The organism is Pseudomonas sp. TH34, assembly GCF_016650865.1.
In the GTDB taxonomy this organism is placed as follows: Bacteria; Pseudomonadota; Gammaproteobacteria; order Pseudomonadales; family Pseudomonadaceae; genus Aquipseudomonas; species Aquipseudomonas yamanorum.
The window spans coordinates 80809-107178 of the sequence record NZ_JAEKFB010000034.1 but is presented as its reverse complement, the minus strand read 5'-3'; the positions used below and the strand labels follow the sequence as shown (position 1 = coordinate 107178).

The 26370-nt window shown below is 59.7% G+C and carries 26 protein-coding genes and 1 pseudogene; 13 read left to right on the top strand and 14 right to left on the bottom strand.

Annotated features, from left to right (window positions below; all coding sequences use genetic code 11):
* Positions 1-97: 97 nt before the first annotated feature.
* Positions 98-283, bottom strand: coding sequence for a hypothetical protein (locus tag JFU58_RS28805; protein ID WP_003212580.1), 186 nt, complete (start codon positions 281-283; stop codon positions 98-100).
* Between the two features lie 307 nt (positions 284-590).
* Between JFU58_RS28805 and galU the strand changes: the two genes are divergently transcribed.
* A complete protein-coding gene (gene galU / locus JFU58_RS28800) occupies positions 591-1430 on the top strand; it encodes a UTP--glucose-1-phosphate uridylyltransferase GalU (protein ID WP_003212579.1) in 840 nt (279 codons plus the stop codon).
* A gap of 103 nt (positions 1431-1533) precedes the next feature.
* A complete protein-coding gene (gene gorA / locus JFU58_RS28795; RefSeq protein WP_201142926.1) occupies positions 1534-2892 on the top strand; it encodes a glutathione-disulfide reductase in 1359 nt (452 codons plus the stop codon).
* On the opposite strand, the gene JFU58_RS28790 is transcribed toward gorA, so the two are convergent.
* A complete protein-coding gene (locus JFU58_RS28790; RefSeq protein WP_201142925.1) occupies positions 2893-3900 on the bottom strand; it encodes a DNA-binding protein in 1008 nt (335 codons plus the stop codon). It abuts the gene before it with no gap.
* A 161-nt stretch (positions 3901-4061) separates the two neighbouring features.
* Between JFU58_RS28790 and JFU58_RS28785 the strand changes: the two genes are divergently transcribed.
* The 3 genes from JFU58_RS28785 (at position 4062) to ahpF (ending at position 7382) form a co-directional block, all read left to right on the top strand.
* Positions 4062-4988: a site-specific integrase gene (locus tag JFU58_RS28785; RefSeq protein ID WP_201142924.1), complete on the top strand. Its 927-nt coding sequence runs from the start codon at positions 4062-4064 to the stop codon at positions 4986-4988.
* A gap of 149 nt (positions 4989-5137) precedes the next feature.
* The gene (gene ahpC, locus JFU58_RS28780; protein ID WP_003173835.1) at positions 5138-5701 is read left to right on the top strand and encodes an alkyl hydroperoxide reductase subunit C; all 564 of its coding nucleotides are present in this window, start codon (positions 5138-5140) and stop codon (positions 5699-5701) included.
* 127 nt (positions 5702-5828) lie between these two features.
* Entirely contained in the window at positions 5829-7382 is a 1554-nt protein-coding gene (ahpF, locus tag JFU58_RS28775) for an alkyl hydroperoxide reductase subunit F (protein ID WP_063030435.1), read from the top strand.
* Positions 7383-7433: 51 nt separating this feature from the next.
* Here ahpF and gloA read toward each other — a convergent pair whose 3' ends face one another.
* Positions 7434-7955, bottom strand: a complete 522-nt coding sequence (gene gloA, locus JFU58_RS28770; RefSeq protein WP_017480383.1) for a lactoylglutathione lyase — start codon at positions 7953-7955, stop codon at positions 7434-7436.
* Between the two features lie 194 nt (positions 7956-8149).
* Here gloA and JFU58_RS28765 point away from each other — a divergent pair, with 194 nt between their 5' ends.
* Positions 8150-8686, top strand: coding sequence for a DUF4946 domain-containing protein (locus JFU58_RS28765; protein ID WP_177026568.1), 537 nt, complete (start codon positions 8150-8152; stop codon positions 8684-8686).
* A 169-nt stretch (positions 8687-8855) separates the two neighbouring features.
* On the opposite strand, the gene JFU58_RS28760 is transcribed toward JFU58_RS28765, so the two are convergent.
* The 3 genes from JFU58_RS28760 to JFU58_RS28750 all read right to left on the bottom strand — a co-directional run bounded on the left by JFU58_RS28760 (position 8856) and on the right by JFU58_RS28750 (position 11959).
* Complete coding sequence (locus JFU58_RS28760; protein ID WP_017480385.1) at positions 8856-9221, bottom strand: histone-like nucleoid-structuring protein, MvaT/MvaU family; 366 nt, start codon at positions 9219-9221, stop codon at positions 8856-8858.
* 196 nt (positions 9222-9417) lie between these two features.
* On the bottom strand, positions 9418-10962 hold the full coding sequence (locus JFU58_RS28755; protein WP_177072092.1) for an EAL domain-containing protein: 1545 nt from the start codon (positions 10960-10962) through the stop codon (positions 9418-9420).
* A gap of 124 nt (positions 10963-11086) precedes the next feature.
* Complete coding sequence (locus JFU58_RS28750) at positions 11087-11959, bottom strand: LysR family transcriptional regulator (RefSeq protein WP_201142923.1); 873 nt, start codon at positions 11957-11959, stop codon at positions 11087-11089.
* A 77-nt stretch (positions 11960-12036) separates the two neighbouring features.
* Between JFU58_RS28750 and JFU58_RS28745 the strand changes: the two genes are divergently transcribed.
* Positions 12037-12960: a DMT family transporter gene (locus JFU58_RS28745; RefSeq protein ID WP_177026565.1), complete on the top strand. Its 924-nt coding sequence runs from the start codon at positions 12037-12039 to the stop codon at positions 12958-12960.
* Positions 12961-13205: 245 nt separating this feature from the next.
* Positions 13206-14282: a 4-hydroxyphenylpyruvate dioxygenase gene (gene hppD / locus JFU58_RS28740; protein WP_063030425.1), complete on the top strand. Its 1077-nt coding sequence runs from the start codon at positions 13206-13208 to the stop codon at positions 14280-14282.
* Positions 14283-14342: 60 nt separating this feature from the next.
* On the opposite strand, the gene rarD is transcribed toward hppD, so the two are convergent.
* The 3 genes from rarD to JFU58_RS28725 all read right to left on the bottom strand — a co-directional run bounded on the left by rarD (position 14343) and on the right by JFU58_RS28725 (position 17349).
* The gene (rarD, locus tag JFU58_RS28735) at positions 14343-15224 is read right to left on the bottom strand and encodes an EamA family transporter RarD (RefSeq protein WP_201142922.1); all 882 of its coding nucleotides are present in this window, start codon (positions 15222-15224) and stop codon (positions 14343-14345) included.
* Positions 15225-15360: 136 nt separating this feature from the next.
* Positions 15361-16371 carry an aldo/keto reductase gene (locus tag JFU58_RS28730; protein ID WP_093197256.1) on the bottom strand — a complete coding sequence of 337 codons (1011 nt, stop codon included), beginning with the start codon at positions 16369-16371 and terminating at the stop codon, positions 15361-15363.
* Positions 16372-16446: 75 nt separating this feature from the next.
* On the bottom strand, positions 16447-17349 hold the full coding sequence (locus JFU58_RS28725; RefSeq protein ID WP_093197250.1) for a LysR family transcriptional regulator: 903 nt from the start codon (positions 17347-17349) through the stop codon (positions 16447-16449).
* A 100-nt stretch (positions 17350-17449) separates the two neighbouring features.
* On the opposite strand from JFU58_RS28725, the gene JFU58_RS28720 reads away from it, so the two are divergent.
* On the top strand, positions 17450-18154 hold the full coding sequence (locus JFU58_RS28720) for an SDR family oxidoreductase (RefSeq protein ID WP_201142921.1): 705 nt from the start codon (positions 17450-17452) through the stop codon (positions 18152-18154).
* A 66-nt stretch (positions 18155-18220) separates the two neighbouring features.
* On the opposite strand, the gene JFU58_RS28715 is transcribed toward JFU58_RS28720, so the two are convergent.
* The gene (locus tag JFU58_RS28715; RefSeq protein WP_167410156.1) at positions 18221-18568 is read right to left on the bottom strand and encodes a hypothetical protein; all 348 of its coding nucleotides are present in this window, start codon (positions 18566-18568) and stop codon (positions 18221-18223) included.
* Positions 18569-18799: 231 nt separating this feature from the next.
* Positions 18800-20110, bottom strand: a complete 1311-nt coding sequence (locus JFU58_RS28710; RefSeq protein ID WP_201142920.1) for an MFS transporter — start codon at positions 20108-20110, stop codon at positions 18800-18802.
* A gap of 160 nt (positions 20111-20270) precedes the next feature.
* Here JFU58_RS28710 and JFU58_RS28705 point away from each other — a divergent pair, with 160 nt between their 5' ends.
* The 3 genes and pseudogenes from JFU58_RS28705 (at position 20271) to JFU58_RS28695 (ending at position 23203) form a co-directional block, all read left to right on the top strand.
* On the top strand, positions 20271-21377 hold the full coding sequence (locus JFU58_RS28705) for a sugar diacid recognition domain-containing protein (protein ID WP_201142919.1): 1107 nt from the start codon (positions 20271-20273) through the stop codon (positions 21375-21377).
* Between the two features lie 91 nt (positions 21378-21468).
* Positions 21469-22613, top strand: a pseudogene (locus JFU58_RS28700) (glycerate kinase).
* A 77-nt stretch (positions 22614-22690) separates the two neighbouring features.
* Complete coding sequence (locus JFU58_RS28695; protein WP_201142918.1) at positions 22691-23203, top strand: GNAT family N-acetyltransferase; 513 nt, start codon at positions 22691-22693, stop codon at positions 23201-23203.
* On the opposite strand, the gene JFU58_RS28690 is transcribed toward JFU58_RS28695, so the two are convergent.
* Complete coding sequence (locus JFU58_RS28690; protein WP_201142917.1) at positions 23200-23895, bottom strand: aspartate/glutamate racemase family protein; 696 nt, start codon at positions 23893-23895, stop codon at positions 23200-23202. The genes JFU58_RS28695 and JFU58_RS28690 overlap by 4 nt on opposite strands.
* A 126-nt stretch (positions 23896-24021) precedes the next feature.
* Here JFU58_RS28690 and JFU58_RS28685 point away from each other — a divergent pair, with 126 nt between their 5' ends.
* Positions 24022-24516, top strand: a complete 495-nt coding sequence (locus JFU58_RS28685; protein ID WP_093197233.1) for a hypothetical protein — start codon at positions 24022-24024, stop codon at positions 24514-24516.
* A gap of 105 nt (positions 24517-24621) precedes the next feature.
* On the opposite strand, the gene JFU58_RS28680 is transcribed toward JFU58_RS28685, so the two are convergent.
* Both JFU58_RS28680 and ccoN read right to left on the bottom strand, forming a co-directional pair.
* Positions 24622-24843: a cbb3-type cytochrome c oxidase subunit 3 gene (locus tag JFU58_RS28680; protein ID WP_063029945.1), complete on the bottom strand. Its 222-nt coding sequence runs from the start codon at positions 24841-24843 to the stop codon at positions 24622-24624.
* Positions 24843-26270 (bottom strand): cytochrome-c oxidase, cbb3-type subunit I, encoded by a 1428-nt coding sequence (ccoN, locus tag JFU58_RS28675; RefSeq protein WP_063029947.1) that lies wholly within the window; start codon positions 26268-26270, stop codon positions 24843-24845. The genes JFU58_RS28680 and ccoN overlap by 1 nt, the downstream gene beginning before the upstream one ends.
* Positions 26271-26370: the final 100 nt, after the last annotated feature.

Genomic DNA, 26370 nt, shown 5'->3' with positions numbered 1-26370 from the left:
GGGCGTTTCAGGCGAGATTATAGCGAACCGCCATCAAGGTACAGACAAACACAAAAAAGCCCCGATAAACGAGGCTTGATTGGCGTTTCTGCGGGTGTTACTTGGTTTTGGGGCGCTTGCTCGACGCATGGCCCGCTTCATCCACAAACACTTCGGCCACGGCACAGGCTTGAGCTTCGGTCGCGAATGCCCCGGCAACGCTGTCGCCGTGGAAGTTGATCAAGTGCCAGCCATCTGCTCGCTTGGTGATCAGGTAGCCGTTCACGCCTTTTGGTTCTGACATCTATCAATCTCGTTGTCTGGTTCAAGGCGGTAATGATAGCGCCAAACGGCGCGGGGCGGCGCAAGATGTTGCAGGTCAGTGCCGATCGCCATAAAGCGTGCTAAAAAGGTTTAAGCCCTTTAAATGACGGGCACAAGTCGACGATTTCTAACAGCGGCGAAGGTACTGGATTGAATGCCGGCGGAACTTACGCCGACATTTTTCCTCTATGTTGACATCGCAACGCCAGCAGGACCCATTGTAAGGTGACTGCGGCCTGATTAGACTGCGCCGAATTTCGTACGCACAGCCCTTTGTAAGGACTCATATGATCAAGAAATGCTTGTTCCCAGCAGCCGGTTACGGCACTCGCTTCCTGCCAGCGACCAAGGCCATGCCCAAAGAAATGCTGCCGGTGGTGAACAAGCCACTGATCCAGTACGGCGTGGAAGAAGCACTGGATGCCGGCCTGAACGAAATTTCGATCGTGACCGGCCGTGGCAAACGCGCCCTGGAAGACCACTTCGACATCAGCTACGAGCTGGAAAACCAGATCAAGGGCACCGACAAGGAAAAATACCTGGTCGGCATCCGTAAACTGCTCGACGAGTGCTCGTTCTCCTACACCCGTCAGACCCAAATGAAAGGCCTGGGTCACGCGATCCTGACCGGTCGCCCGCTGATCGGTGACGAACCTTTCGCCGTGGTACTGGCGGATGACCTGTGTGTAAACCTGGAAGGCGACGGCGTCCTGACCCAGATGGTCAAGCTGTACCAGAAGTACCGTTGCACCATCGTCGCGGTTCAAGAGGTCGATCCTCAGGAAACCAACAAGTACGGCGTGATTGCCGGCGACGATATCGGTGACGGCCTGATCCGCGTACGCGACATGGTTGAAAAGCCAGCGCCGGAAGATGCTCCGTCGAACCTGGCGATCATCGGTCGCTACATCCTGACTCCGGACATCTTCAAGCTGATCGAAGAAACCGAGCCGGGCAAGGGTGGCGAGATCCAGATCACCGACGCCCTGCTGAAGCAGGCAAAAGACGGTTGCGTGATTGCCTACAAGTTCAAGGGCCGTCGTTTTGACTGCGGTGGCGCTGAAGGCTACATCGAAGCAACCAACTTCTGCTACGAGCACTTCTACAAGACTGGCAAGGCTTACTGATTCACGGTTGCCTGCTTGATCTGGGAAAGCCACCTTCGGGTGGCTTTTTCGTTTTTCGGCCCCATGTAAGCAGGTATGCTGTTGTCCTGCCGAGGAGAGTGAAATGGCCTACGATTTTGACCTTTATGTAATTGGTGCCGGTTCCGGCGGTGTGCGCGCTGCACGATTCGCCGCAGGTTTTGGCGCCAAGGTGGCAGTGGCTGAAAGCCGCTACCTGGGCGGTACCTGCGTGAACGTGGGCTGCGTGCCGAAGAAGCTGTTGGTGTACGGCGCGCATTTCGCCGAAGACTTCGAGCAGGCCAGCGGTTTCGGCTGGTCCCTGGGCGAAGCAAACTTCGATTGGGCGACCCTGATCGCCAACAAGGATCGCGAGATCAACCGCCTCAATGGCATCTACCGCAACCTGCTGGTCAACAGCGGCGTGACCCTGCATGAAGGCCATGCGCGGTTGGTGGACCCGCATCAGGTGGAAATCAACGGTGAGCGCTTCACCGCCAAGTACATTCTGGTGGCCACCGGTGGCTGGCCGCAGATCCCGGAAATCCCGGGGCGCGAGCACGCCATTGGCTCCAATGAGGCGTTCTTCCTCAAAGAGTTGCCCAAGCGTGTGCTGGTGGTTGGCGGCGGTTACATCGCTGTCGAGTTTGCCGGGATTTTCCATGGCTTGGGTGCGCAGACCTCGCTGTTGTATCGCGGCGACTTGTTCTTGCGCGGTTTTGACGGTTCGGTGCGCACGCACTTGAAGGAAGAGCTGACCAAGCGTGGTCTGGATCTGCAATTCAATGCCGACATCGAACGTATCGAGAAGCAGGCCGACGGCAGCCTCAAGGCCACCTTGAAAGACGGCCGGGTGCTGGAAACCGATTGCGTGTTCTACGCCACCGGCCGGCGCCCGATGCTCGATAACCTGGGGCTGGAAAACACGGGCGTCAAGTTGGACAAGCGTGGCTTTGTCGAGGTGGATGACCTGTACCAGACTGCGGAATCGTCGATTCTGGCGATTGGTGATGTGATTGGTCGCGTGCAACTGACGCCGGTGGCGCTGGCTGAAGGCATGGCCGTGGCACGTCGCCTGTTCAAGCCTGAGCAATATCGCCCGGTGGATTACGCGATGATCCCGACGGCGGTGTTCAGCCTGCCAAACATCGGCACCGTGGGCCTCAGCGAAGAGCAGGCACGTGAAGGCGGGCACAAGGTGCAGGTGTTCGAAAGCCGCTTCCGGCCGATGAAGCTGACCCTGACCGAGTGCCAGGAAAAGACCCTGATGAAGCTAGTGGTGGACGCCGAGACCGACAAGGTCCTGGGTTGCCACATGGTCGGCCCTGACGCCGGGGAGATCGTGCAGGGTCTGGCGATCGCGCTCAAGGCGGGCGCGACCAAGCAGCATTTCGACGAAACCATCGGCGTGCATCCGACGGCGGCGGAAGAGTTCGTCACCATGCGCACGCCGGTGGCGCAGTAATCAGCCCTCGGTAGTTGCCTCTGGCACCGTCGCAACGACGGCCGCCAGGCGCAACGCCTCGATGCTGGCCTGGGCTTTGACCAGGTCCAGCTCCAGGGTTTTGTTGGTCTGCTGATGCTCGGCCAGCGCTTCTTGGCGCGTCTGACTCTCCAGCAGTGCAACCCGTAAGCGTTCCTGCAGCAAGGTGCGTTCGCTGTCGATCACATTCACCTGTTCGCTAAGCTGGCGTTGCTGATCGCGGTCCTGGCGGGCCTGTTCCTGCAGTGCGCTCAATTCCTTCACCGTCACTCGGTGTTCAATCAGCAGGCGCTCGTTATCGCGATGCAATTGGGTGATCTCGTCCTGGCGCACCATCGCGCTCTGCTGAGCCTGACGTAGTTCTGCCTGTACCTGCTGCAACTGACCCTCATGGCGACGCTGTTCCTGCTCACGCTGATCCTTGATTGCGTTGCGGTAATGCTCAAGAGCATTCCGGGCGTGCAGGTGCTTCTCTTCCAATGAGCGAATCTGCTCGTCCTTGTCGTTGATCCGCAACTCGTAATCGCTGCACGCCTGGCTCAGTCCGGCGTTGCGGGTTTGCTCGGTTTGCAGGCTGGAGCGGGTGCTTTGCAGCGCCGCGCTTTCGTCAGCCAGGGCGGCTGCCTGGATATCGAACTGTTGCTTGAGCTGGCTGTGGGTGGCTTCCAGTTCTTCAACCCGGGCGAGCAGGGCGGCTTTCTGTTGCTGGAACTGCGCCAGGGCCAGGTCGATAGGTTCCTGTGCCTTTTCCTTAAGGCGCTGGGCCAGCCGTGCCACCAGTTCGCCCAGCTCGTCATCGATGGGCGCTTCGGTGATGGTCTGGCGGGTTTCGCTTTCGTCCAGCTCCTTCAGATAGCGGTGAATCGTGGTTTTCGAGCCGGTATTGCCCATCTCGATGCGTACTGCATCGATGCTTGGGTTCTCGCCGCGGGCGAGGATCGCCAGGCGCGCCGTTTGAACTACTGCTTTATTGATGCCGCCGCGAGCCATGGAGTCTCCGTCGATTTAGTACTGTGGTACGTAGTATGTATATACGTACTATATCACGATTATATTTACCCTGAAATTGATGATTTAACAGATGGGATATTGGCGTATTATCCCGTGTGATCAAGGTTTTGAAGTGGACAGCGCCCAATGGCAGTACAGGTATGAGTGAACTGGACCGTTATCTGAATGCGGCCACCCGCGATAACACCCGCCGCAGTTATCGAGCGGCAATCGAACATTTCGAGGTGAATTGGGGTGGATTCCTGCCGGCCACCAGCGACAGCGTGGCGCGCTACCTGGTGGCCCATGCGGGGGTGTTATCGGTCAACACGTTGAAGCTGCGCTTGTCGGCCTTGGCCCAGTGGCATACCAGCCAGGGTTTTCCCGATCCGACCAAGGCGCCGGTGGTGCGTAAAGTCCTGAAAGGGATTCGCGCCGTGCACCCGGCTCAGGAAAAACAGGCCGAGCCATTGCAGCTTCAGCACCTGGAGCAGGTGATCCAGTTTCTCGATCAGGAAGGTCGCGACGCTCGAAGCGCAGAAGACCATCCCCGCTGGCTGCGTGCCAAACGTGACGCCGCATTGATCCTGCTGGGTTTCTGGCGCGGCTTTCGCAGTGATGAGCTGTGCCGGTTGAATATCGAGCACGTGCAGGCAGTACCCGGTTCGGGCATCACCCTGTATTTGCCGCGCAGTAAAAACGATCGGGAGAATTTGGGTCGCACTTACCAGACGCCGGCGTTGCTGCGCCTGTGCCCGGTCCAGGCCTACAGCGAGTGGCTCAGTGCTTCAGCGCTGGTACGTGGCCCGGTATTTCGCGGCATAGACCGCTGGGGCAACCTGGGAGAGGAGGGCTTGCACCCCAACAGCGTGATCCCGCTGTTGCGCCAGGCCCTGGAGCGCGCCGGCATTGCAGCGGATCAATACACCAGCCACTCCCTGCGCCGGGGCTTTGCCACCTGGGCCCATCGTAGCGGCTGGGACTTGAAGTCATTGATGACTTACGTCGGCTGGAAAGACATGAAATCGGCCATGCGCTATGTTGAAGCGACACCCTTTCTCGGCATGGCCCGAGCATCCCTCGAGTGATTTAAGGTTTCTTCTATTAATACAGTCCCTTGATAGTGAAAACCAATCGTCAGCATCAGGTTTGCCAATGAGCCATCGGCCGGGAGAGTGGGTAGGATTCACCTCATCAACTTTCTAAGCCCTTCTACAAACCTGACGGAGAGTCAACGATGCCTATCATCAACAGCCAAGTAAAACCGTTCAAAGCTACCGCCTACAAAAACGGCAACTTCGTAGACGTGACTGATGCTGACCTGAAAGGCAAATGGTCTGTCGTCTTCTTCTACCCAGCCGACTTCACCTTCGTCTGCCCAACCGAACTGGAAGACCTGGCTGACAACTACGCCGAATTCCAGAAACTGGGCGTCGAAATCTACAGCGTTTCCACCGATACCCACTTTGCCCACGCAGCCTGGCACAACACTTCGCCAGCCATCGGCAAAATCCAGTACACCATGATCGGTGACCCGACCCTGACCATCTCCCGCAACTTCGACGTACTGATCGAAGAAGCTGGCCTGGCAGACCGTGGCACCTTCGTGATCAACCCGGAAGGCCAGATCAAAATCGTTGAACTGAACGATGGCGGCGTTGGCCGTGACGCTTCCGAGCTGCTGCGCAAAATCAAGGCGGCCCAGTACGTTGCTGCTCACCCGGGCGAAGTCTGCCCAGCCAAGTGGAAAGAAGGCGAAGCCACCCTGGCTCCGTCCCTTGACCTGGTCGGCAAGATCTAAGTCTGTGAAGTACCAAGGGCGGATGACCGCACCTAAGTAAGCTGCATCCGCCCTCAAAACGCCCGGGCGAGATTCGCTCGGGCGTTTTTTTGTCTGCAATAAACCGAATTAATAGGAAATCGCCCGTATGTTGGACGCCAATCTTAAAGCTCAGTTGAAGTCATACCTGGAACGGGTCACCCAGCCGATCGAGATCGTTGCCTCCCTCGACGACGGTGCGAAATCCCAGGAAATGCTTGCCCTCTTGCAGGATGTAGCCAGCCTCTCAACGCTGATTACCCTGAAAAGCGATGGCGATGATGCGCGCAAGCCATCGTTCTCCATCAACCGCCCGGGTGCCGATATCAGCCTGCGTTTCGCCGGCATCCCAATGGGCCATGAATTCACTTCGCTGGTGCTGGCACTGCTGCAAGTCGGCGGCCACCCCTCGAAGGCCAGTGTCGAAGTGATTGAACAGATTCGTGCCCTTAAAGGCGAGTTCAGCTTCGAAACTTACTTCTCGCTGTCGTGCCAGAACTGCCCGGACGTGGTCCAGGCGCTGAACCTGATGGCAGTACTGAACCCGAACATCCGCCACGTCGCCATCGACGGTGCGCTGTTCCAGGCCGAAGTCGATGATCGTCAGATCATGGCTGTGCCGAGCGTTTACCTGAACGGTGTTAGCTTCGGCCAGGGCCGCATGGGCCTGGAAGAGATCCTCGCCAAGCTCGACACCAGCGGCATTGAAAAACAAGCCGAGAAAATCAGCGCCAAAGAGGCCTTTGACGTACTGGTCGTTGGCGGTGGCCCAGCCGGTGCCGCTGCGGCGATCTACGCGGCCCGTAAAGGCATTCGTACCGGTGTGGCCGCTGAGCGTTTTGGTGGCCAGGTGCTGGATACCATGGCGATCGAGAACTTTATCTCGGTGCAGGAAACCGAAGGGCCGAAACTGGCCAGTGCCCTTGAAGAACACGTCAAACAGTACGACGTGGACATCATGAACCTGCAACGCGCCAACGCGCTGATTCCGGCCAAGAACGCGGGTGAACTGCACGAAATCCGTTTCGAAAGCGGTGCGACCCTCAAGTCCAAGACCGTGATCCTGGCCACCGGCGCCCGCTGGCGTGAAATGGGCGTGCCGGGCGAGCAGGAATACAAGGCCAAGGGCGTGTGCTTCTGCCCGCATTGCGATGGTCCACTGTTCAAAGGCAAGCGTGTGGCGGTGATCGGCGGCGGTAACTCCGGCGTTGAGGCGGCCATCGACCTGGCCGGTATTGTCAGCCACGTGACCTTGCTGGAATTCGACAGCAAACTGCGCGCCGATGCGGTATTGCAACGTAAGTTGTACAGCCTGCCCAACGTTGACGTGATCACCAGTGCGCTCACCAGCGAAGTCAAAGGCGATGGCCAGAAGGTCACCGGCCTGGCGTACAAGGACCGTGACAGCGGCGAGTTCAAGACCGTCGACCTGGAAGGGATCTTTGTCCAGATCGGTTTGCTGCCCAACACCGACTGGCTCAAGGGTACCGTCGAGCTGTCGCCCCGTGGCGAGATCATTGTCGATGCCCGGGGTGAGACCTCATTGCCAGGCGTCTTTGCTGCCGGCGACGTCACCACCGTGCCGTACAAGCAGATCGTGATCGCCGTGGGCGAGGGCGCCAAGGCTTCCCTGAGTGCTTTCGATCACCTGATCCGCAGCTAAGCTGCCGGCCCTGAAACGAAAAACCCCATGAGTGATCATGGGGTTTTTTTGTTACAGCGGCGTTGGCTGAATGATTTCAACCCAGTACGCATCCGGGTCTTTCACGAAGGCCAGGCTCTTCATGCGGCCATCACTCAAGCGCTTCTGGAAGTCGCAGCCCAACTCCTCAAAGCGCGCGCAGGCCGCAACAATGTCCGGTACCGAAATGCAGATATGGCCAAAGCCACGTGGGTCGGTGTTGCCGTTGTGATAGGCAAAGTCCGCGTCGTTTTCGGTACCGTGGTTGTGGGTCAGTTCCAGGATGCCCGGAATCGACTTCATCCACTGGGTGCGTGCGGCGGCGTCGGCCGGGATCTGGGCCTTGTCCACCAAGGCCAGGAAGTACAGGCTGAATTCGGCTTCCGGGAAGTCACGTTTTTCAACCAGGGAAAAACCCAATACGCGGGTGTAGAAGTCCAGCGACTTGGTGATGTCTTTGACCCGCAGCATGGTGTGGTTGAACACGAAGTTCGCGGTGGCGGTGTCAGGTTGGGCGGTGACGCCCGGGAAGGTGTTCAGTTCGTGCAGGCTCATGGGCCCTCCAGAGAAGAATGGGGCAAACGTGGCTCTAGTTCGAGCGATCCCTTGGCTTGCGGCTGGCATCCGTGCAGCCGGTCCATGATACGCAGCCCTGCCGGTTGCGCCAAATGAAAAAGGTCACGCAGCCCTTGCGAGCAGCGGGTGTAGAGGCCCAAACTTTGTGGCTTGAACCTTGAGTGTTTTTCGCAATGATCGGATTTCGCGCACCGCTGTTAAGTACCCTGGGCCTGTTGTTGGGCAGCACTGCTGCATGGGCGGCTGACCCGGAAGTTCACTGGCCCAGCGGCTGGCAGGTGGAGGAGGTGGTGCCCGACGATCAGGCTCCGGCGCAGCCTTCGGCAGTGTCCCGCCAGCGTGCGATCAAGAATGATGAAAATGGCACGACCTTGATGGTCATGGAGTTGACAGGCACTCCGATCGAAGCGGGGCATACGGTCAATCTTCAAGGTGTGCTGCTGGAAATGCGCAAGTCCATCCAGAAAGACTTTGCCCAAGGCGGTTATCAAAGTGTGTGCACCAAGATGCACCCCACAACATTGAGCCGCCTTGAGGCGTTGGAAACTACTTGTGTAATCACCGAGAACGGTCGGCATGTGCTGTCGCAAACCCTGGTGGGAGCGGTCGACACCGATAAAGCCTATGTATTTTCATACGCAGGCCAGGCCCAGGCTTACGAATCAAGCAAGGATGAAGTCAGTTCGGTGCGTGACAGCCTGAAACTTTGAGCGCTGTAGGCAAAGCAGGGAATTATTCGATCTGAACAAAGTGAAATGTTTTTTAAAGTTCGTTTTTGAAAGTGTCCGGGTCCTGTTTTGTTTCAATATCGATGCCTGTAAACAAAAAGCCCTGCATGTGCAGGGCTTTTCTTAGTGCGTTTGTACTAGCTGCAAAGCATTAGCCGCGAAGCCAGGAATCTACAGTGGCCGCGCCGTATTGTTCTTTCCATGCCTTCAGGCCGCGGTGGTTGCCGCCTTTGGTTTCGATCAGTTCGCCAGTGTGCGGGTTGTGGTAAACCTTGACCACACGTGCACGGCGCTGTTTTGGTGCAGTTGCGACGGAAGCGCCGGACTTGCTCGGGTTAGGGTCCAGGATGGAGATGATGTCGCGCAGGCTTTTGCCGTAGGTTTTCATCAGCCCTTGCAGCTTTTCTTCGAATTCGATTTCTTTCTTCAGGCCTGCGTCGTTCTTCAGGGATTCCAGCTGGGCAAGCTGCTCTTGAAGGGCTTTTTCTGCTGCGCGAAATTCGGCGAGTCTGGACAAAATCTATACTCCAATAGTGTATTTGGCTGATATCTACTGCAAACAAAGCGATAAGCCAAGAGCCTTAAGGCGACTCAACAAAAGTGGCCTTCCTGCCAATTCAGCACAGGCAGGAAAAATTGTAGTAGTTAATCAGCCATGAGTAAATCATGTCTTTTGTATAAATAACAATATTTCCGTTGAAGTGGTTGGCTATTCAATGGCTATTCAGGAATCTAATGAACTCATCGCAAGGTACAGGCTTGCCAAACAGGTAGCCCTGCAAGAAATCAACACCTTGAGCGGCAAGATATTCGCATTGTTCTGGTGTTTCGACACCTTCGGCAACGATGCCCAAGTCGAGCTTGGCAGACAGTTCAATGATGCTGTCGAGTATATGCCGCGAGAGTGCATCAACCCCGATCATCGCCACAAAGCTTTGATCTATCTTCAAGTAATCGACATTGAAGTTGCGTAAATAACCCAGGCTCGAGTGACCGGTACCGAAGTCGTCGATCGCAATCATTACCCCCATTTCGTGCAGCGCCTGGAACAGTTGGCGGGTGACATCCGTGGGTTCGATCAACTCGCGCTCGGTCAATTCCAGCACCAGAATCACCTTGCCCGGCGGGAAGGCGGCGAGGAATTCCCGGCAGTCCTCCACCAGTTCCAGGTCGTGACAATGGCGGGCGGTGATGTTGATCCCGACATGAAAGCCATCCGCGAACTGCTCGGCGTGGGGCGCCAGTTGCAAGGCGGTCTGGCGCATCAGGGCGCGGGTCATTGGCACGATCAGGCCGGAATGCTCGGCCAGGGGAATGAACAGGTCGGGGCGCACCAGGCCTTCCTTGGGGTGATTCCAGCGCATCAACACTTCACAACCGGCCCACTGGCGAATGTCCTGGCCACGTACCACCGGCTGGTAATAGGGCACGAATTCATTGGCGCCCAAGGCACGTTGCAGCTCGAGGGTCGGTGCCGATGAGCGCTTTTGCAGCCAGTGGGCGAGGATGCCCGCCAACACGCCGAAAAACACCACCAGGATGAACAGCGCAGGATACCGCGCTTGCATGTAGCGCCAGGTTTCGCCCTCCGGCATCCCGGCTTCCACGCTGTAGGTATACCGCGTGGAGTCGAGATGATGGTGCGCGACGGAAAATGTCGGCAGCGCTGTGCTGTGCACCTTGCCATCCGACGCCAGCCAGTTAGGCCCCACTTGCAACACCAGGTCGGTATATCGACTGATCAGGCGCAAGGCGTTGGTCAAGTGGTAGCCATCAATGGAGGCAAAGGCCCCACGGTCGCCCTCGGTGAGGCGATACACCAGCAATGCGGTGTCAGGTGTCACCGGGTTGCCTTTCATCAGCCAAAGGCGGCCATCGACGTAGTCTTCAGGGTTGACCGGCGACTGGTAGTTGCCACCAAACAACGAGCTGCAATAGATGTTTCTCTGCCAGGACAAGGTCGTGGCGCGTACAAAAGGCCGACGGGTGACTTGTTCCCGTAGCGCCAGTTGTGTCGGGTTATCACATTCATGGCCGGCCAGCGGCAGCAAGTCCTTGGCGGCGAGTGCGGTATTGTCGAGCATCAGGTCGAACTGGCGCACGGCTTCCCGGGCGGTTTGCGCGGTGCTGTGCTCCAGGGTGCGCCCCGCTTGCCAGTACAGGATCAGCACCCCCAGCAAAATCGGCAGTGCGCCGCTGAGCAGAGTGATCAGGAGGCGGGTGCTGGCTTTTCGTGGGCCTTTGACGGTCAGTGGCATCTGTGCAGCCTGTAGCGGGAGGGGGCGATAAGACGCTCAAATGCGGTCGGGACAACCACGGCAGCCGTCCAACAAAGCGTATTGGTATTGGCCATGATAGATGGCGGCAGGGGACTGTGCATGTTCAATAAAGCGTCAAGCGTGTGGCCAGTTCAATAAATGCCAGGGTCGCCGGCGAGGACTGTCGTCGATCCAGAACCGCCAGCCCGACCTGGCGTTTGACGGCAGGCTTGAGCGGCTTGACCAGGTAATCCGGCGCTGCGGATTCAGGCAATGACAGCTCGGCAACAATGGTCACGCCGTCGCCCCGGCGCACGGTGTCCAGGGTGCTGAGCAACTGTGAACAGCGGTAACGCACATCCGGCTGCAGCCCGGCACCGACGAACAGCCTTGAGACCAGTTCGGACGAGCCGGCCTGGGTCAGGATAAAGGGTTCGCCGCAGAGCGCCTTGAGGCTGACACTCGGCTGCGCGCCCAGGTGATGCCCCGATGGCAACAGTGCGACCAACTGATCCTCAATTAACGGGAACGTATCGAAGCGCTCTTCAGGCAGCACCACAAACCCAACGTCGACGCGCCGCTCTTCCAGCCACTGCATCACCTGCCGATCAGGGCCTTCGTCGACGTGCACCTCGATGCCCGGATGCAGCTCGCGAAAGCGTTGCAAAATCTTCGGCAACAGACGAATCGATGAAGTTGGCCCGAACGAACCGATGCGCAGCGTGCCGCGCTTCATCCCGCGGGCATCGGCGGCTTCCTGTTGCAGTGTATTGGCCAGCCCGAGCATGGCCCGGGCGCGCAGCAGCAGTTGTTGGCCGATATCGCTGAGTTCGACTTGAGACTGATGGCGGCGGATCAACTCCACACCCAGTTCCTGTTCCAGGGATTTGATCGCATGGGACACCGCCGACTGGCTGATGCCCAGGCGATTGGCGGCGCTGGTGAAGCCTTGCAATTCGGCCACCAGGGAGAAGATTTCCAGCTGGGTAAGGGTCATGAGTATTTACTCATTTTACGATGACAAAAGATTAGCTAAACAATAAACCAATCCCACGTTTCTTGAGTAGAAATCTGATGACCCCGACTTCTGACCGTCTCACGTATTTGAAATTGGCGGCGGTGACCATGATCTGGGGCGGCACCTTCGTGGCCGGGCGCTATCTGGCCGCAGGCCTGGACCCGCTGCTGGCGGCGACCGTGCGCTTTGTGCTGGCCAGCCTCGCGTTGCTGGTCTTCCTGGGTGTAGCGCGTATTCGTCTGGTGCGCCCGACCAACGCACAGCTTGCGCAACTGACCGTACTCGGTTTTTTCGGGATCTTTTTCTACAACCTGTGCTTTTTCTACGGCCTGCATTACATCAATGCGTCCCGGGCATCGTTGATCGTCGCACTGAACCCTGCGGTGATTGGCCTGGCGTCGTGGCTGCTGTTCAAGGAGCGGCTGGGGCAGGTGAAACTGTTGGGTATCGCGCTGTGCCTGGGCGGCGCGGGGCTGGTGATCGTCAGCCGCAACCCGCAGCTGTTGCAGGGCACCGCGAATGCCTGGATCGGTGATCTGTTGATCTTTGGCTGTGTGGTGGGGTGGGGCGTGTATTCGCTGTTCTCTCGCGGCCTCAACCAAAGCCTGGGGCCGTTGCAAACCGTGACCTGGTCGATCCTGTTGGGCACGCTGATGCTGACGATCACCACACTGGTGACCGGACGATTGACGGTCGCCGCAGTGAGCCGCATCGATCTGCCCCAACTGCTGAGCTTGTTGTACCTCGGCGTGCTGGGATCGGCACTGGCCTACATCGGCTACTACGATGGTCTGCGCCGCATCGGCGCCACCCGGGCGGGTGTGTTCATCGCTCTCAATCCGCTGACGGCGGTGATCTGCGGTGCATTGCTGCTCGGCGAGCAACTCACCGCGCCGATGCTACTGGGCGGGGCAGTGATCCTGCTGGGCATCTACCTGTGCAACAAACCCCTTGCGCGGGTGAGGGCAATGGGGATTTGATAAGAGTACGGACAAATCTGTTTACGCTGTGTAGAATCGATTTACGCATACAAGAATAAGGACTTGCGCTAACGCAAGCCTCGCCCGTAAGAGACTGATGTAACCATGAAGCTACTCGGGTCCCCCCTCATCTTTGGTGACTTCCTCGCCCGCAGCGTGCGGGGTATCTCCTGTGCGCCACCCGCTGACCTCATCCTTGCTCGCAAATAAACATGTGTAACTACAAGAATGATGAGGCACCGAAAATGACAGACCTATACGAAAACCCAATGGGCCTGATGGGCTTTGAATTCATCGAATTCGCTTCGCCAACCCCGGGCACCCTGGAGCCGATCTTCGAGATCATGGGCTTCACCAAAGTCGCGACGCACCGTTCCAAGAACGTGCACCTGTTCCGTCAGGGCGAGATCAACCTGATCCTCAACAATGAACCCAACAGCATCGCCTCCTACTTTGCGGCCGAGCACGGCCCGTCGGTGTGCGGCATGGCGTTTCGCGTGAAAGACTCGCAACAGGCCTACAACCGGGCCCTGGAACTGGGCGCCCAGCCCATCCATATCGAAACCGGCCCGATGGAATTGAACCTGCCAGCGATCAAGGGCATTGGCGGCGCACCGCTGTACCTGATCGACCGCTTCGGCGAAGGCAGCTCGATCTATGACATCGACTTCGTGTACCTCGAAGGCGTTGAACGCAACCCGGTGGGCGCCGGCCTGAAAGTCATCGATCACCTGACCCACAACGTGTACCGCGGGCGCATGGTCTATTGGGCGAACTTCTACGAGAAGCTGTTCAACTTCCGTGAGGCGCGTTACTTCGATATCAAGGGCGAGTACACCGGCCTGACCTCCAAGGCCATGAGCGCCCCGGACGGCATGATCCGCATCCCGCTGAACGAAGAGTCGTCCAAAGGCGCCGGGCAGATCGAAGAGTTCCTGATGCAGTTCAACGGCGAGGGCATCCAGCACGTGGCGTTCCTCACCGATGACCTGGTCAAGACCTGGGACGCGCTGAAGAAAATCGGCATGCGCTTCATGACTGCGCCGCCAGACACCTACTACGAGATGCTCGAAGGCCGCCTGCCAAACCACGGCGAGCCGGTGGACCAGTTGCAAGCGCGGGGCATCCTGCTGGACGGCTCGTCGGTGGCGGGTGACAAGCGCCTGCTGCTGCAGATCTTCTCGGAAACCCTGATGGGCCCGGTGTTCTTCGAGTTCATCCAGCGCAAGGGTGATGACGGTTTCGGCGAAGGTAACTTCAAGGCGCTGTTCGAATCCATCGAGCGCGACCAGGTACGCCGTGGTGTGCTCACCGCTGACTGATCGTTGATGTAAAAAAGCCCGGTCGTGGGGATCCGCGACCGGGCTTTTTTTCGCCTGGAATCAGGCTTTACGTTGGCGAACCAGGTGCTTGAAACCTTCGTATACCAGCACCATCACGGCCAGCCAGATCGGCAGATAGGTCAGCCATTCTCCCGCCTTGATGCTTTCTCCCAGCAACAAGGCGACCCCGAGCAACAGTACCGGCTCCACATAGCTGAGCAGCCCGAACAGGCTGAACGCCAACAAGCGGCTGGCAACGATGTAGCACACCAGCGCCGAGGCACTGATCAAGCCCAGCATCGGGATCAAGGCATACAAGCCCTTGTGGGCATCGAGCACGGCAAACCCCTGTTCGCCGCTTTGCACGAACCATAACGCCACCGGCAACATCAGCGCCATGTCGAGCCACAGCCCGCCCAGGTGGTCAGTCTTCAGGCGTTTGCGCACGATGAAGTAGATCGGGTAACCGATGATCACCACTAACGTGGCCCAAGAGAAACCACCGACCTGATACAACTCGTTAAGTACGCCGACGCCGGCAAAAAACACCGCGACCTTTTGCAGGCGTGACAATTGTTCGCCATACACCAGGCGCCCGGTCAGCACCATGGTCAACGGCAGCAGGAAATACCCCAGGGAAACATCCAGGCTACGCCCGTTGAGCGGTGCCCACATGAACAGCCACAACTGCACCCCCAGCAAGGCCGAAGACAACAGCAACCCGCCGATCAACCCGGGTTTGGCCGCCACCAGCCGAACCAACTCCCACACCCGCCGCCACTCGCCGCTGACGATCATGAACACCGTCATGCAGGGGACCGTCAGCAGCATCCGCCAGCCGAAGATCTCCAGGCCGCTCAAGGGTGTGAGCAGCGAGGTGAAGTAATACATCACGGCAAACAACACCGAGGCCAAGACCGATAACACAACACCTTTAGACACACTGTCCTCGCGAAAACCGATTCATACAAAAGAGGGGAGATTTCAGGGAGGGAATATAGTGCTTTTAAGGTGAGATGTTTGCTCTGTTTTGGGGCAGTTTATGGGAGGAACGCTCGGCTCCTCCCATAAAGTGTGCTTATGGCCGGGCAATTCGGCCCGAGACAAAGTGGCCCACGTCATTGAACCCTGGCGTCGAGGCATGGCCCGGAGTGACCAGCGAATCGATGAAGGCTTCATCTTCTGCCGTGATCTTGACCTCCAGCGCACCGGTGTAGGCATCCCACTGCGCCTCGGTGCGCGGCCCGACAATCGCCGAACTGACCGCCGAGTTGTTCAGCACCCAGGCAATCGCAAACTCAACAATTCCCACGCCACGGCCCTGGGTGTATTGCTGGATCTGCTGGGCGATGCGCAGGGATTCAACGCGCCATTCGGTTTCCAGGATGCGCTTGTCCTGGCGCCCGGCACGGCTGCCGGCCTCAGGCGTTACGTCCGGCGCATACTTGCCGCTGAGCACGCCACGGGCCAGTGGGCTGTAAGGCACCACGCCCAGGCCATAGGCGGCGGCAGCGGTGATCTGCTCCACCTCGGCCTGGCGGTTGACGATGTTGTACAGCGGCTGGCTGATGATTGGCTTGTCCACCCCCAGGCGCTCGGCCACGCGGATCACTTCGGCGATCCGCCAGCCGCGGTAGTTGGACAAGCCCCAATGGCGGATCTTGCCCTCGCGGATCAAGTCGCCAATCGCTGAAATCGTGACTTCCAGCGGGGTGTTGTGGTCTTCACGGTGCAGGTAATAGATGTCCAGGTAATCGGTGTCGAGGCGCGTCAGGCTGGCTTCCAACGCGTTGAAAATCCGCTTGCGACTCAGGCCGCTGCGATTGGGCAGTCCGTCCACCGGGCCGATGCCGACTTTCGAGGCCAGCACCCAATCCTGGCGCTGGCGGGCGATGGCTTCGCCGACGATCTCCTCGGAGCGCCCGCCGGTGTAGACGTCGGCGGTGTCGATAAAATTGATGCCTTGATCCCAGGCCTTGTCGATGATGCGCAGCGAATCCTCGGTGTTGGTCTGCTCGCCAAACATCATGCTGCCCAGGGTCAGTGCGCTGACCTTCAACCCGGACTGGCCCAGTGTGCGGTAAATCATCGTGAACACCTCAAAAGGGGGAGACAGACCTATCCAATACCAGACAGCAAGGCTCTGGAACAAGCCCTGGGACGGTTATTGCGGTAATAGTTCGGCGCAGCGCAGTTGCAGGAAGCGGTGCAGTACCTTGACCCGTTCCGACACTTGCAGCCGATGCGGGCACATCAGGTTGAACGGCGTCGGCTCGCCTTGCCAATCGGTGAGCAAGGGCACCAGGCGTCCGGCCTTGATGTCGCGGGCTATATCCAGTCGCGCTTTATAAGCAATGCCATGGCCGGCCAATGCCCAACGCCGCACGATCTCGCCGTCATCACTCAAGTAGTCGCCGCTGACCTCGACTTCCTGCAGCAGCTCACCCTGGCGAAAGTACCAGGTGTTGTTCGCGCGCCCCTGGCGCATATAGCGCAGCGTGCTGTGCTGTGCCAGGTCCTGAGGGATGCGTGGCGTGCCGTGGCGCGCGAGGTAGTCGGGGCTGGCACACGCTACCCGTGTGTGATCGGGCACCACCGGCAGCGCCACCAGGCTGGAGTCCCGTGGTACGCCGAAACGCAGGGCGATGTCGACGGTTTCGCGAAACAGGTCGGCATTGCTGTCGTTGAGCAGCAATTGCAGGCGAACGTTCGGGTGCTCGAGCTTGAACTCATCCAGCCAGCCCAGCAGCACATTGCGCCCGAAATCCGAGGGCGCGGCCAATTGCAGCAAACCACTGAGGCTTTGGCCTTGTTGCTTGATCGCCTGTTCGCCTTCGGACAACGCCTCCAGGGCCACCCGCACGCTGTCCAGGTAGCGCCGGCCTTCTTCAGTCAGGCGCATGCTGCGGGTGGAGCGCGCCAGCAGCCGAATGCCCAGGCGGGTTTCCAGGCGCTTGAGGGCAATGCTGGCGGCCGCCGGGGTCAGGCTGAGGCTACGGGCGGCGGCGGACAGGCTGCCGGTGTCGGCGGTGCGCACGAAGACTTCAAGGTCGAGGATTGAACTCATCTGTAAAAATCCTTTAAAGATCTTGTCGTTTTACCGGGATTTTTCAACGATTGCCAAGCTGGGAAGATGAAAGCTCATTTTCTCAACCAGGTAGTTCTTCATGAATTCTCCCCTCAGCGGCAAAACCATCATCGTCATCGGCGGTAGCAGCGGCATTGGAGCCGCCGTGGCCAAGCAGGCCGTGGCACGCGGCGCCCACGTGGTGCTGGCCGGGCGACGCTTGTCTTCAACCGTGGAGAACGGCATGCGCAGCGAGCAGGTAGACGTGACCGACGCGGCCTCGTTGCAGCGGTTGTTCGAAACGGTGGGGCCGTTTGATCATCTGGTCTATACCGCAGGCCCTGCGGTACAGGCGAAGGCATTGATCGAGACGGACCTGAACCTGGCGCAAGACAACTTCAACGTAAAACTCTGGGGTTCGCTGCGGGCGATCCAGTCGGCGCTGCCCTTTCTCGCCGAGCACGGCAGCATCACCCTGACGTCGGGACAGTTGGGGCGCAAAACGGTTGCAGGGCAATTCATCAAGACCGGGATCAATGCGGCCACTGAAGCGCTGGGCAAGCAACTGGCCAAGGAACTGGCGCCACGCAGGGTCAATGTGGTGAGTCCTGGGGTGATCGATACCGAGGCGTATTCGGGCTTATCCGAGGAGCAGCGACTGGCAATGTTTGCCAAGGCGGGCGGGGCATTGCCGGTGGGGCGAGTGGGGCAGGCCGAAGAAGTGGCTGCCGGGTACGTACTGGCGATGGAGAACGGGTTTATCACTGGCAGCGTGATTGATGTCGACGGCGGTGGATTGCTCTAAAGGCAGCGGAATAAAAAAGGTCCCGCTTTCAGGCGGGACCTGCATTATCAGTAATCGGGCCGCGCGTTAATAACGCGGTGCCGGAATCGGTTGCGGCGGGTAGTAATAGCCCGGAGGAGGCGGCGCCTGGTAGTAGACCGGCGGCGGTTGCTGGATGTACACCGGCTGCGGTTGTACGTAAACCGGTTGTTGCTGCACGTAGACCGGTGGCTGGGAGTTGGCGACCACCGAGCCCACTACCAATCCACCCACCACTGCGCCCAGCAGGGCCGGGCCACCCCAGCCCCAACCACCATGGTAACCACCGTGACCCCATCCATAGCCGTACCCACCACGGGCTTCTGCTTGCCCTGCGATGGCGAGGGTGGCAATAAGCACGATGGCTACTTTCATTTTTGAGAGTCGACTGATCATGACAAGTCCTCTACCTATGCATCGAACCGGTTTTAATAATATTCCCGGGCATACGTTTCAGACAGCACTTTTTGAGGGGATGACGCGGCGCCAGAGTAAAGGTTAGGTAAGGTTTGTAGCCTGTTTGTTACTTGGCTTTGGCGTTCAGGTTAAGACGGGTTTCCGGCGGTACTTTAGCTATAAAAACACCGGCGCCGTCATGGAGATCGACGGCACCGGTCTACCCTGATGTCAGCCCTTGAGTGTGCGCGTCATGCGCAACGCCAACACACTGCCCGCGACGATCACTGCCGCCAGCAGGTACAGCGCAATGTCCGTAGACCCGGTGGCGTCCTTCACAAACCCGACGATATACGGGCTGAGGAAACCCGCCATCTGGCCCATGGAGTTGATCAACGCCAAACCACCCGCTGTCGCACCTGCGCTGAGCATGGCGGTGGGCACCGGCCAGAACATCGGCAGGCCGGTAAGGGCGCCCATGGTGGCGATGGTCAGGCCAAGGATCGCAATGGCCGGGGTGGTTGCAAAGTTCACCGCAATCACCAGCCCGATCGCGCCCATCAACATCGGCACCACCAAGTGCCAGCGACGCTCCTTGCGCAGGTCGGCAGAGCGGCCCACCAGCAACATGAACACCGCCGCCAGCAGGTACGGGATCGCACTCAGCCAGCCAATTACCAGGTTATCGCTGAAGCCCATGTTCTTGATGATCGATGGCAGCCAGAAGTTGATGGCGTACACACCGCTCTGGATGCAGAAGTAGATCAGGCCGAATGCCCAGATGGCCGGGTTCTTGAACACTTCCAGCAGCGAGTCGCTGGTGGTCTTCGGTTTGTTGGCCAGGTCGGTGGCCTGGTCGGCTTCCAGCACCGCGCGCTCATGGGGCGTGAGCCACTTGGCGTTGGCAAAGCTGTCGCTGAGCAGGAAGTAGGCGAGGGCACCGAGGATCACCGTCGGCACGCCTTGCAGCAGGAACATCCACTGCCAGCCCGCAAGCCCGCCTTGGCCGGCGGCGAAGTGGTTGAGGATCCAGCCGGAGAACGGGCTGCCCAGCAGGCCGGACACCGGAATCGCCGACATGAACAGCGCCATGATCCGCCCACGGCGGAAGGTCGGGAACCACTGCGAGAGGTACAGCACCACGCCCGGGAAGAACCCGGCTTCGGCGGCACCGGTCAGCAGGCGCAAACCATAGAAGTGCGTTGGCGTGCTGACGAACAGCAGGCAGGTGGACAGGGTGCCCCAAACGATCATCATCAGCGCAATCCAGCGCCGTGGACCAAATTTGGTCAACGCCAGGTTGCTCGGCACGCCGCACAGCACGTAGCCGATAAAGAAGATCCCGGCACCGAGGCCGTACACGGTCTCGCTGAATTTGAGGGCGTCGAGCATCTGCAGCTTGGCAAAGCCGACGTTGACGCGGTCGAGGTAGTTGAACAGGTAGCAGATGAAAATGAAGGGGATCAGGCGCAGGGTGATGCGCTTGTATACGGCGTTTTTATCGTCATCGGTGGCCTGGGTAACAGCGGCGCTCTGTGACATGGCAGTCTCTCTTTATTATGATTTTTCGCGATGCGAGGGTAACGTTGATCGCCCAATGAGTCTCGGCCACCTCAAGGGGTGATGTCTTTGTGCTCGCGCACAGTCAAGCATCGTTTGCGCTGTGCCTATGAACAACCGGTTTTTTCAGGAATTTAGCCCCATGTTCGAGCTGGATCATGACTTGGCGCAGGATATCGTCAATCGCACCATGGCGATCCTGCCCTATAACGTCAACGTCATGGATAGCCAGGGCCTGATCCTCGGCAGCGGCGAACCCGAACGCATTAACACCCGCCATGAAGGCGCGCAGTTGGTGCTGGCGAATGTGCGCGTGGTGGAGATCGACAGCCAGACCGCCAAGCACCTCAAGGGCGTGCAACCCGGGATCAACCTGCCGCTGCTGCACGACCAGCGCCTGATCGGCGTGCTGGGCATTACCGGCGAGCCGGAATTGCTGCGTACCTATGCGCAACTCGTACGCATGACCGCCGAAATGCTGGTCAGCCAGCGTCACCAGCAAGCCGAGCAGCAATGGCGGCGCCAACGTTGCGATGACCTGCTGGCGCTCCTTCTGGCCGAGACCGGCGACTCGCCGCGGCTGGTGGACGAGGCGCAGCAACTGGGCCTCAAACCGCAGATGGCACGTACGCCGTACCTGTTTGAACTGGGCAGCGGCCAGTCGGCGGAAGCCTTGAGCACCTGGCTGACCTCGCGCTACCCGGACAGCTGGTGCGTCAGCTCCGCACAGTTTTCCCTGCTGTGGTGCCGACCGGCGTCGGTGCAAGTCGACAACCCGCGCCTGCTGGAAAAACTCGACGGCCTGGGCTGGAACATCCTGCGGGTCGCCGTCGGCGGGCAAGCAGACGGCCTGGCCGGGCTACGCCGTTGCTACCGGCGGGTCGGCGATCTGCTTGCCTATGGCCGCGATGTGCTGCCCGAGTCGCGGTTGCTGACCCTCAATCGATACCGCCTGCCGGTAATGCTCTGGCGCCACCGCAACGACGACGCCCTCGACGAACTGCTCAACCCGCTGCGCAAGGTACTGGCCAAGGACAGCAACGGCCAGTTGCTGGCGACCCTGCGCAGTTGGTGCGATCACGACGGTCAAAGCCAGGCCTGCGCCGACGCCCTGGGCATTCACCGCAACAGCCTGCGCTATCGCATGGAGCGCATCGCCGAGTTGAGCGGCGTCGACCCGTTGACCCTCGACGGCATGCTTGCGTTGTACCTGGGCGTACAGCTATTGCCTCAGGCTTTGTCGAAATGAACAACAAACCCCAGCCACTCTTGTGCAATGGACCGGCGTTATTGCCGGTGCCAACTGGCAGCATGGGCGTTATAAAAACCGGAGAAAGCCCATGAAAATCATCATCGCCCCCGACTCGTTCAAGGACAGCCTGAGTGCTGAAGGCGTGGCGAATGCCATTGCCGAGGGGTTGGCCAGCGTGTGGCCCGACGCCGAGCTGATCAAGTGCCCGATGGCGGACGGTGGTGAGGGCACGGTGGAGTCGGTACTCGCGGCCTGCCAGGGCGAGCTGCGCACCACCCGTGTGCAAGGGCCATTGGGTGGCAGTGTCGACGCGCATTGGGGCTGGTTGGCCGAGAGCCACACCGCAATCATCGAAATGGCCGAGGCCAGCGGTCTGCAACTCGTGCCACCGGGTCAGCGAGATGCGTGTTCCAGCAGCACCTTCGGCACTGGCGAGCTGATCCGCGCCGCCCTGGATGCCGGTGCCCAACGCATCATCCTGGCCATTGGCGGCAGCGCCACCAACGATGGCGGCGCGGGGGCGATGCTGGCTCTCGGTGTGCAATTGCTTGATGCCGAAGAGGCTGCATTGCCCCTGGGGGCCTGGCGCTGGCCAAGCTGTCGCGCATCAGCCTTGAGCAACTGGACCCACGCCTGGCCCAGGTGCGCTTCGAAATTGCCGCCGACGTGAACAATCCACTGTGCGGCCCCCACGGTGCCTCGGCGATTTTTGGCCCGCAAAAAGGCGCCAATCCCCAGCAAGTCGAACAACTGGATGCCGCCCTCGGCCATTTCGCCGATCACTGCGCCAAGGTCTTGCCCAAAGATGTACGCGACGAACCCGGCAGCGGCGCCGCCGGCGGCCTGGGTTTTGCCGCCAAGGCGTTCCTTGGCGCACAGTTTCGTGCAGGGGTTGAAGTGGTCGCCGAGCTGGTGGGGCTCGAAAAGGCCGTGCGTGGCGCTGACCTGGTCATCACCGGCGAAGGCCGCTTCGACGCCCAGACCCTGCGGGGCAAAACCCCGTTTGGCGTCGCGCGGATCGCCAAACAGCACAACGTGCCAGTGATTGTGATCGCCGGCACCTTGGGTGATGGCTACGAGCAGATGTACGCCCACGGTGTGGATGCCGCGTTCGCCTTGCCGTCCGGCCCGACTACCCTGGAACAGGCCTGCAGCGAGGCGCCGCGCCTGTTGCGCGAGCGCGCCTCGGACATCGCCCGGGTCTGGAAACTGGTTGCTGCGCGGCCCCGATAATTGCGGTGCTGGGCTCGCCATCCTGAGGCTTTGCCGCCTACACTGGCCCGCCATGTGTTTTCAAAGGATGAAACACCATGCACACACCTGAACCCAAAATCGTGATCACGCGCTTCACCGAGGCCCACCTTGACGGCGTCGCTGCGCTCTACAACGACCCGGCTGTCTGCCGTCAGGTGCTGCAAATGCCTTTCCAGTCGATCGAGGCCTGGCGCGCACGCCTGGCACCCGGGGATGAACGGCGGCTACAACTGGTGGCCGTGCATGCGGGTGAAGTGATTGGCAACCTGGGGCTTGAGCAATATTCCCGTGTGCGCCGCAGCCATGTCGGTTCATTCGGCATGGGCGTGGCCACCGCCTGGCAGGGCAAGGGCGTGGGCTCCCGGCTGCTGAGTGCGGCGCTGGAGGTGGCGGATAACTGGATGAACCTGCACCGGGTGGAACTGACGGTGTACGCCGACAACGAAGCCGCCCACCGCCTGTACCACAAGTTCGGCTTCGAGACCGAAGGCCTGCTGCGCGATTACGCCGTGCGTGACGGCGCATTCGTCGACACCCTGACCATGGCGCGCGTCCGCAAGCCTGCCTAGTCGTCCTGCAAGGCAAACGCCACCGCAGCCTGCGCATGCAGCTCGGTGGTGTCCAGTAGTGGCAGGTCGCTGTGCTGCGGCTTGATCAACAGACTGATTTCCGTGCAGCCAAGGATGATGGCCTGGGCGCCACGCGCCGCCAGGGACTCGATCACCCGTTGGTACACCTCACGCGATGCGTCGCTGATCACCCCGACACACAATTCCTCATAGATGATCCGGTGCACGGCCTGGCGCTCGTCGGCGTCCGGCACCAGCACGGTCAGCCCTTGGGCGGCCAAACGCGACTTGAGAAACTCCTGCTCCATGGTAAATGCGGTGCCCAGCAGGCCCACCGTCAGAGTGCCGGCATCCACGGCCGCTGCGCCGGCGGCGTCTGCAATATGCAGAAACGGTATGGAGACCGCCGCTTCAATACGCGGCGCCACCAGGTGCATGGTGTTGGTACACAGCACGATGCATTCGGCGCCACCGGCTTGCAGGCGGCGGGCTGCGTCTTCGAGGATCAGTGCGGCGTCATCCCAGCGCCCGGCGTGCTGGGCCTGCTCCACCGGGCCGAAGTCGACGCTGTACATCAACAGTTGTGCCGAACGCAGGGGGCCGAGCTGGTCGCGCACACTTTGGTTGATGATGCGGTAATACTCGGCGCTGGACTCCCAGCTCATGCCGCCGATAAGGCCGATGGTGCGCATGCGATGCTCCTGAATTGGACGGGCGAGGGCACCACATTACCCAAGCGCCGCGCTTTAGTCATACGCCAGCGTGCGGCATCTGCCATGATCAAGGTTCGCAACATGGGTCACCCAAGGAACACGGCAATGGACGATGTACAACAACTGGGCGAGATGCTGCGTCATTACGCCGACAGCGAAGCCCACAAGAAGCAGCAGTTCGAAGTGCAGTCGGCCCATTGGGCGCAGAAGATCGTCGACTTGTTCGACCAGATCGAGCAGTGGCTGGAACCGGTGAAGACCGTCGGCTTGCTGGAAGTGCAGCGCGAGGCGTACGTGGCTTCCGGCCCTAGCGTGCCGGTGGAGACCTCCACCTTCAAGACCGAGAAACTGACCATCCATATCGCCGGCAAACCGGTGGAGTTCGTGCCGGATGTGATGGGCGCCGGTGGGTTGATTTCGTTGTCGGTGATGGGCTTGACCGCCGCCCGCTACGGCAGTATTTCCCTGGTGCTGCTGCCGGGGAAAAACGATTGGTTGTGGAAGAAAACCAACGGCCTGAAAGATCCGGACACCTTCGGTTTCGATGCCAACTTCCTGGCCTTGCAGTTGCAGAGCCTGATTCCCCGCGAACGCGGATGATTGTAGGAGCTGGCTTGCCGGCGATGCAGGCAACTCGGTGCTTCAGAAACACCACGGTGATGCCATCGCAGGCAAGCCAGCTCCCACACTGACCGCATTCCTTTATCAGATATCTACATTGCCCCAGCCGGGTTTTGCTGCTTGCGGCGCCACCGCGTTGACCCGCTTGCCCGTGGCCAACTCCACCCGCCGCGCCACCTCCGGGTCATCGGCAAACGGCATCAGGCTGGCCTCATCCAGGCTCTCCTTCGACTGGCCCCGCAAGCAATACTCCACCGCGCCATACAGGCCAATCACCGCCGCCAGGTTCAGCGCTATCTCCCACATCAGGCGATCTGCGCTTCAAGCTGCGCCACTTTCAGATCCGCCACGCGCACCGTGCGCCAAGTGTTGTACGCCATCAGCAACATGCCGCTGAGGAAGAACACCCCGCCGACAAAGCGCACCACAAACCCCGGATGGCTGGCCTGCAAGGCTTCCACAAAGGAGTAGGTGAGGGTGCCGTCATCGTTCACCGCCCGCCACATCAAGCCCTGGGTGATGCCGTTGACCCACATCGATGCGATGTACAGCACCGTGCCAATGGTCGCCAGCCAGAAGTGCATATTGATCAGCCCCACACTGTGCATCTGCACGCGCCCGAATATTTTCGGGATCATGTGGTACAGCGAGCCAAACGTGATCATCGCCACCCAGCCCAAGGCCCCGGCGTGGACGTGGCCGATGGTCCAGTCGGTGTAGTGGGACAGGGCGTTGACGGTCTTGATCGCCATCATCGGCCCTTCAAACGTCGACATCCCGTAGAACGCCAGCGACAGCACCAGGAAACGCAGGATCGGGTCGGTGCGCAATTTATGCCAGGCCCCGGAAAGCGTCATCATGCCGTTGATCATCCCGCCCCAGCTGGGCGCCAGCAGGATCAGCGACATCGCCATGCCCAGGGACTGCGCCCAGTCCGGCAGCGCGGTGTAGTGCAAGTGGTGCGGGCCGGCCCAGATGTACAGGGTGATCAACGCCCAGAAGTGCACGATGGACAAACGATAGGAATACACCGGCCGCCCGACTTGCTTGGGCACGAAGTAATACATCATCCCCAGGAAACCGGTGGTCAGGAAGAAACCCACCGCGTTGTGCCCGTACCACCACTGCACCATGGCATCAGTGGCGCCGGAGTACACCGGGTAGGACTTGAACCAGTCCACCGGGATCGACAGGTGATTGACCACGTGCAGCATCGCGATCACCACGATAAACGCACCGAAGAACCAGTTGCCGACATAGATATGCTGGGTCTTGCGTTGCACCACCGTGGTGAAAAACACGATGGCATAAGCCACCCACACCACGGTCATCCACACGGCGCCGGTGAACTCGATCTCGGCGTATTCCTTGGTGGTGGTGTAGCCCAGCGGCAGGCTGACCAACATGATCACGATCACCGACTGCCAGCCCCAAAAGGTAAAGGCGGCGAGCTTGTCCGAGTACAGCCGCACCTGACAGGTGCGCTGTACTGCGTAGTAGCTGGCGGCGAATTGCGCGCTGCCGGCAAAGCCGAAAATCACCAGGCTGGTGTGCAGCGGGCGCAGGCGGCCGAAGGTGGTCCACGGCAGGTCGAGGTTCATTTCCGGCCAGACCAGTTGCGAGGCGATCCACACGCCCATGGCCATGCCGACCACGCCCCAAACGATGGTTGCAATGACGAATTGACGCACGACCTTGTAGTTGTAGGCCTGTGCGGTTGATGGTGGTTGCATGCTTAGTCCTCCCACGGTTCCAAGTGGGCGGCACTGTAGGAAGTATGGGCAGAACAATACAGACTCAGACCCGGGTCATTAATACGGATCAGCCACTAAC

Bases quoted from the DNA above. Each gene is read 5' to 3' on its own strand.
- JFU58_RS28805 (WP_003212580.1), bottom strand. From the start codon at position 283: ATGTCAGAACCAAAAGGCGTGAACGGCTACCTGATCACCAAGCGAGCA.
- galU (WP_003212579.1), top strand. From the start codon at position 591: ATGATCAAGAAATGCTTGTTCCCAGCAGCCGGTTACGGCACTCGCTTC.
- gorA (WP_201142926.1), top strand. From the start codon at position 1,534: ATGGCCTACGATTTTGACCTTTATGTAATTGGTGCCGGTTCCGGCGGT.
- JFU58_RS28790 (WP_201142925.1), bottom strand. From the start codon at position 3,900: ATGGCTCGCGGCGGCATCAATAAAGCAGTAGTTCAAACGGCGCGCCTG.
- JFU58_RS28785 (WP_201142924.1), top strand. From the start codon at position 4,062: ATGAGTGAACTGGACCGTTATCTGAATGCGGCCACCCGCGATAACACC.
- ahpC (WP_003173835.1), top strand. From the start codon at position 5,138: ATGCCTATCATCAACAGCCAAGTAAAACCGTTCAAAGCTACCGCCTAC.
- ahpF (WP_063030435.1), top strand. From the start codon at position 5,829: ATGTTGGACGCCAATCTTAAAGCTCAGTTGAAGTCATACCTGGAACGG.
- gloA (WP_017480383.1), bottom strand. From the start codon at position 7,955: ATGAGCCTGCACGAACTGAACACCTTCCCGGGCGTCACCGCCCAACCT.
- JFU58_RS28765 (WP_177026568.1), top strand. From the start codon at position 8,150: ATGATCGGATTTCGCGCACCGCTGTTAAGTACCCTGGGCCTGTTGTTG.
- JFU58_RS28755 (WP_177072092.1), bottom strand. From the start codon at position 10,962: ATGCCACTGACCGTCAAAGGCCCACGAAAAGCCAGCACCCGCCTCCTG.
- JFU58_RS28750 (WP_201142923.1), bottom strand. From the start codon at position 11,959: ATGACCCTTACCCAGCTGGAAATCTTCTCCCTGGTGGCCGAATTGCAA.
- JFU58_RS28745 (WP_177026565.1), top strand. From the start codon at position 12,037: ATGACCCCGACTTCTGACCGTCTCACGTATTTGAAATTGGCGGCGGTG.
- hppD (WP_063030425.1), top strand. From the start codon at position 13,206: ATGACAGACCTATACGAAAACCCAATGGGCCTGATGGGCTTTGAATTC.
- JFU58_RS28730 (WP_093197256.1), bottom strand. From the start codon at position 16,371: ATGATTTACCGCACACTGGGCCAGTCCGGGTTGAAGGTCAGCGCACTG.
- JFU58_RS28725 (WP_093197250.1), bottom strand. From the start codon at position 17,349: ATGAGTTCAATCCTCGACCTTGAAGTCTTCGTGCGCACCGCCGACACC.
- JFU58_RS28720 (WP_201142921.1), top strand. From the start codon at position 17,450: ATGAATTCTCCCCTCAGCGGCAAAACCATCATCGTCATCGGCGGTAGC.
- JFU58_RS28715 (WP_167410156.1), bottom strand. From the start codon at position 18,568: ATGATCAGTCGACTCTCAAAAATGAAAGTAGCCATCGTGCTTATTGCC.
- JFU58_RS28710 (WP_201142920.1), bottom strand. From the start codon at position 20,110: ATGTCACAGAGCGCCGCTGTTACCCAGGCCACCGATGACGATAAAAAC.
- JFU58_RS28705 (WP_201142919.1), top strand. From the start codon at position 20,271: ATGTTCGAGCTGGATCATGACTTGGCGCAGGATATCGTCAATCGCACC.
- JFU58_RS28695 (WP_201142918.1), top strand. From the start codon at position 22,691: ATGCACACACCTGAACCCAAAATCGTGATCACGCGCTTCACCGAGGCC.
- JFU58_RS28690 (WP_201142917.1), bottom strand. From the start codon at position 23,895: ATGCGCACCATCGGCCTTATCGGCGGCATGAGCTGGGAGTCCAGCGCC.
- JFU58_RS28685 (WP_093197233.1), top strand. From the start codon at position 24,022: ATGGACGATGTACAACAACTGGGCGAGATGCTGCGTCATTACGCCGAC.
- JFU58_RS28680 (WP_063029945.1), bottom strand. From the start codon at position 24,843: ATGTGGGAGATAGCGCTGAACCTGGCGGCGGTGATTGGCCTGTATGGC.
- ccoN (WP_063029947.1), bottom strand. From the start codon at position 26,270: ATGCAACCACCATCAACCGCACAGGCCTACAACTACAAGGTCGTGCGT.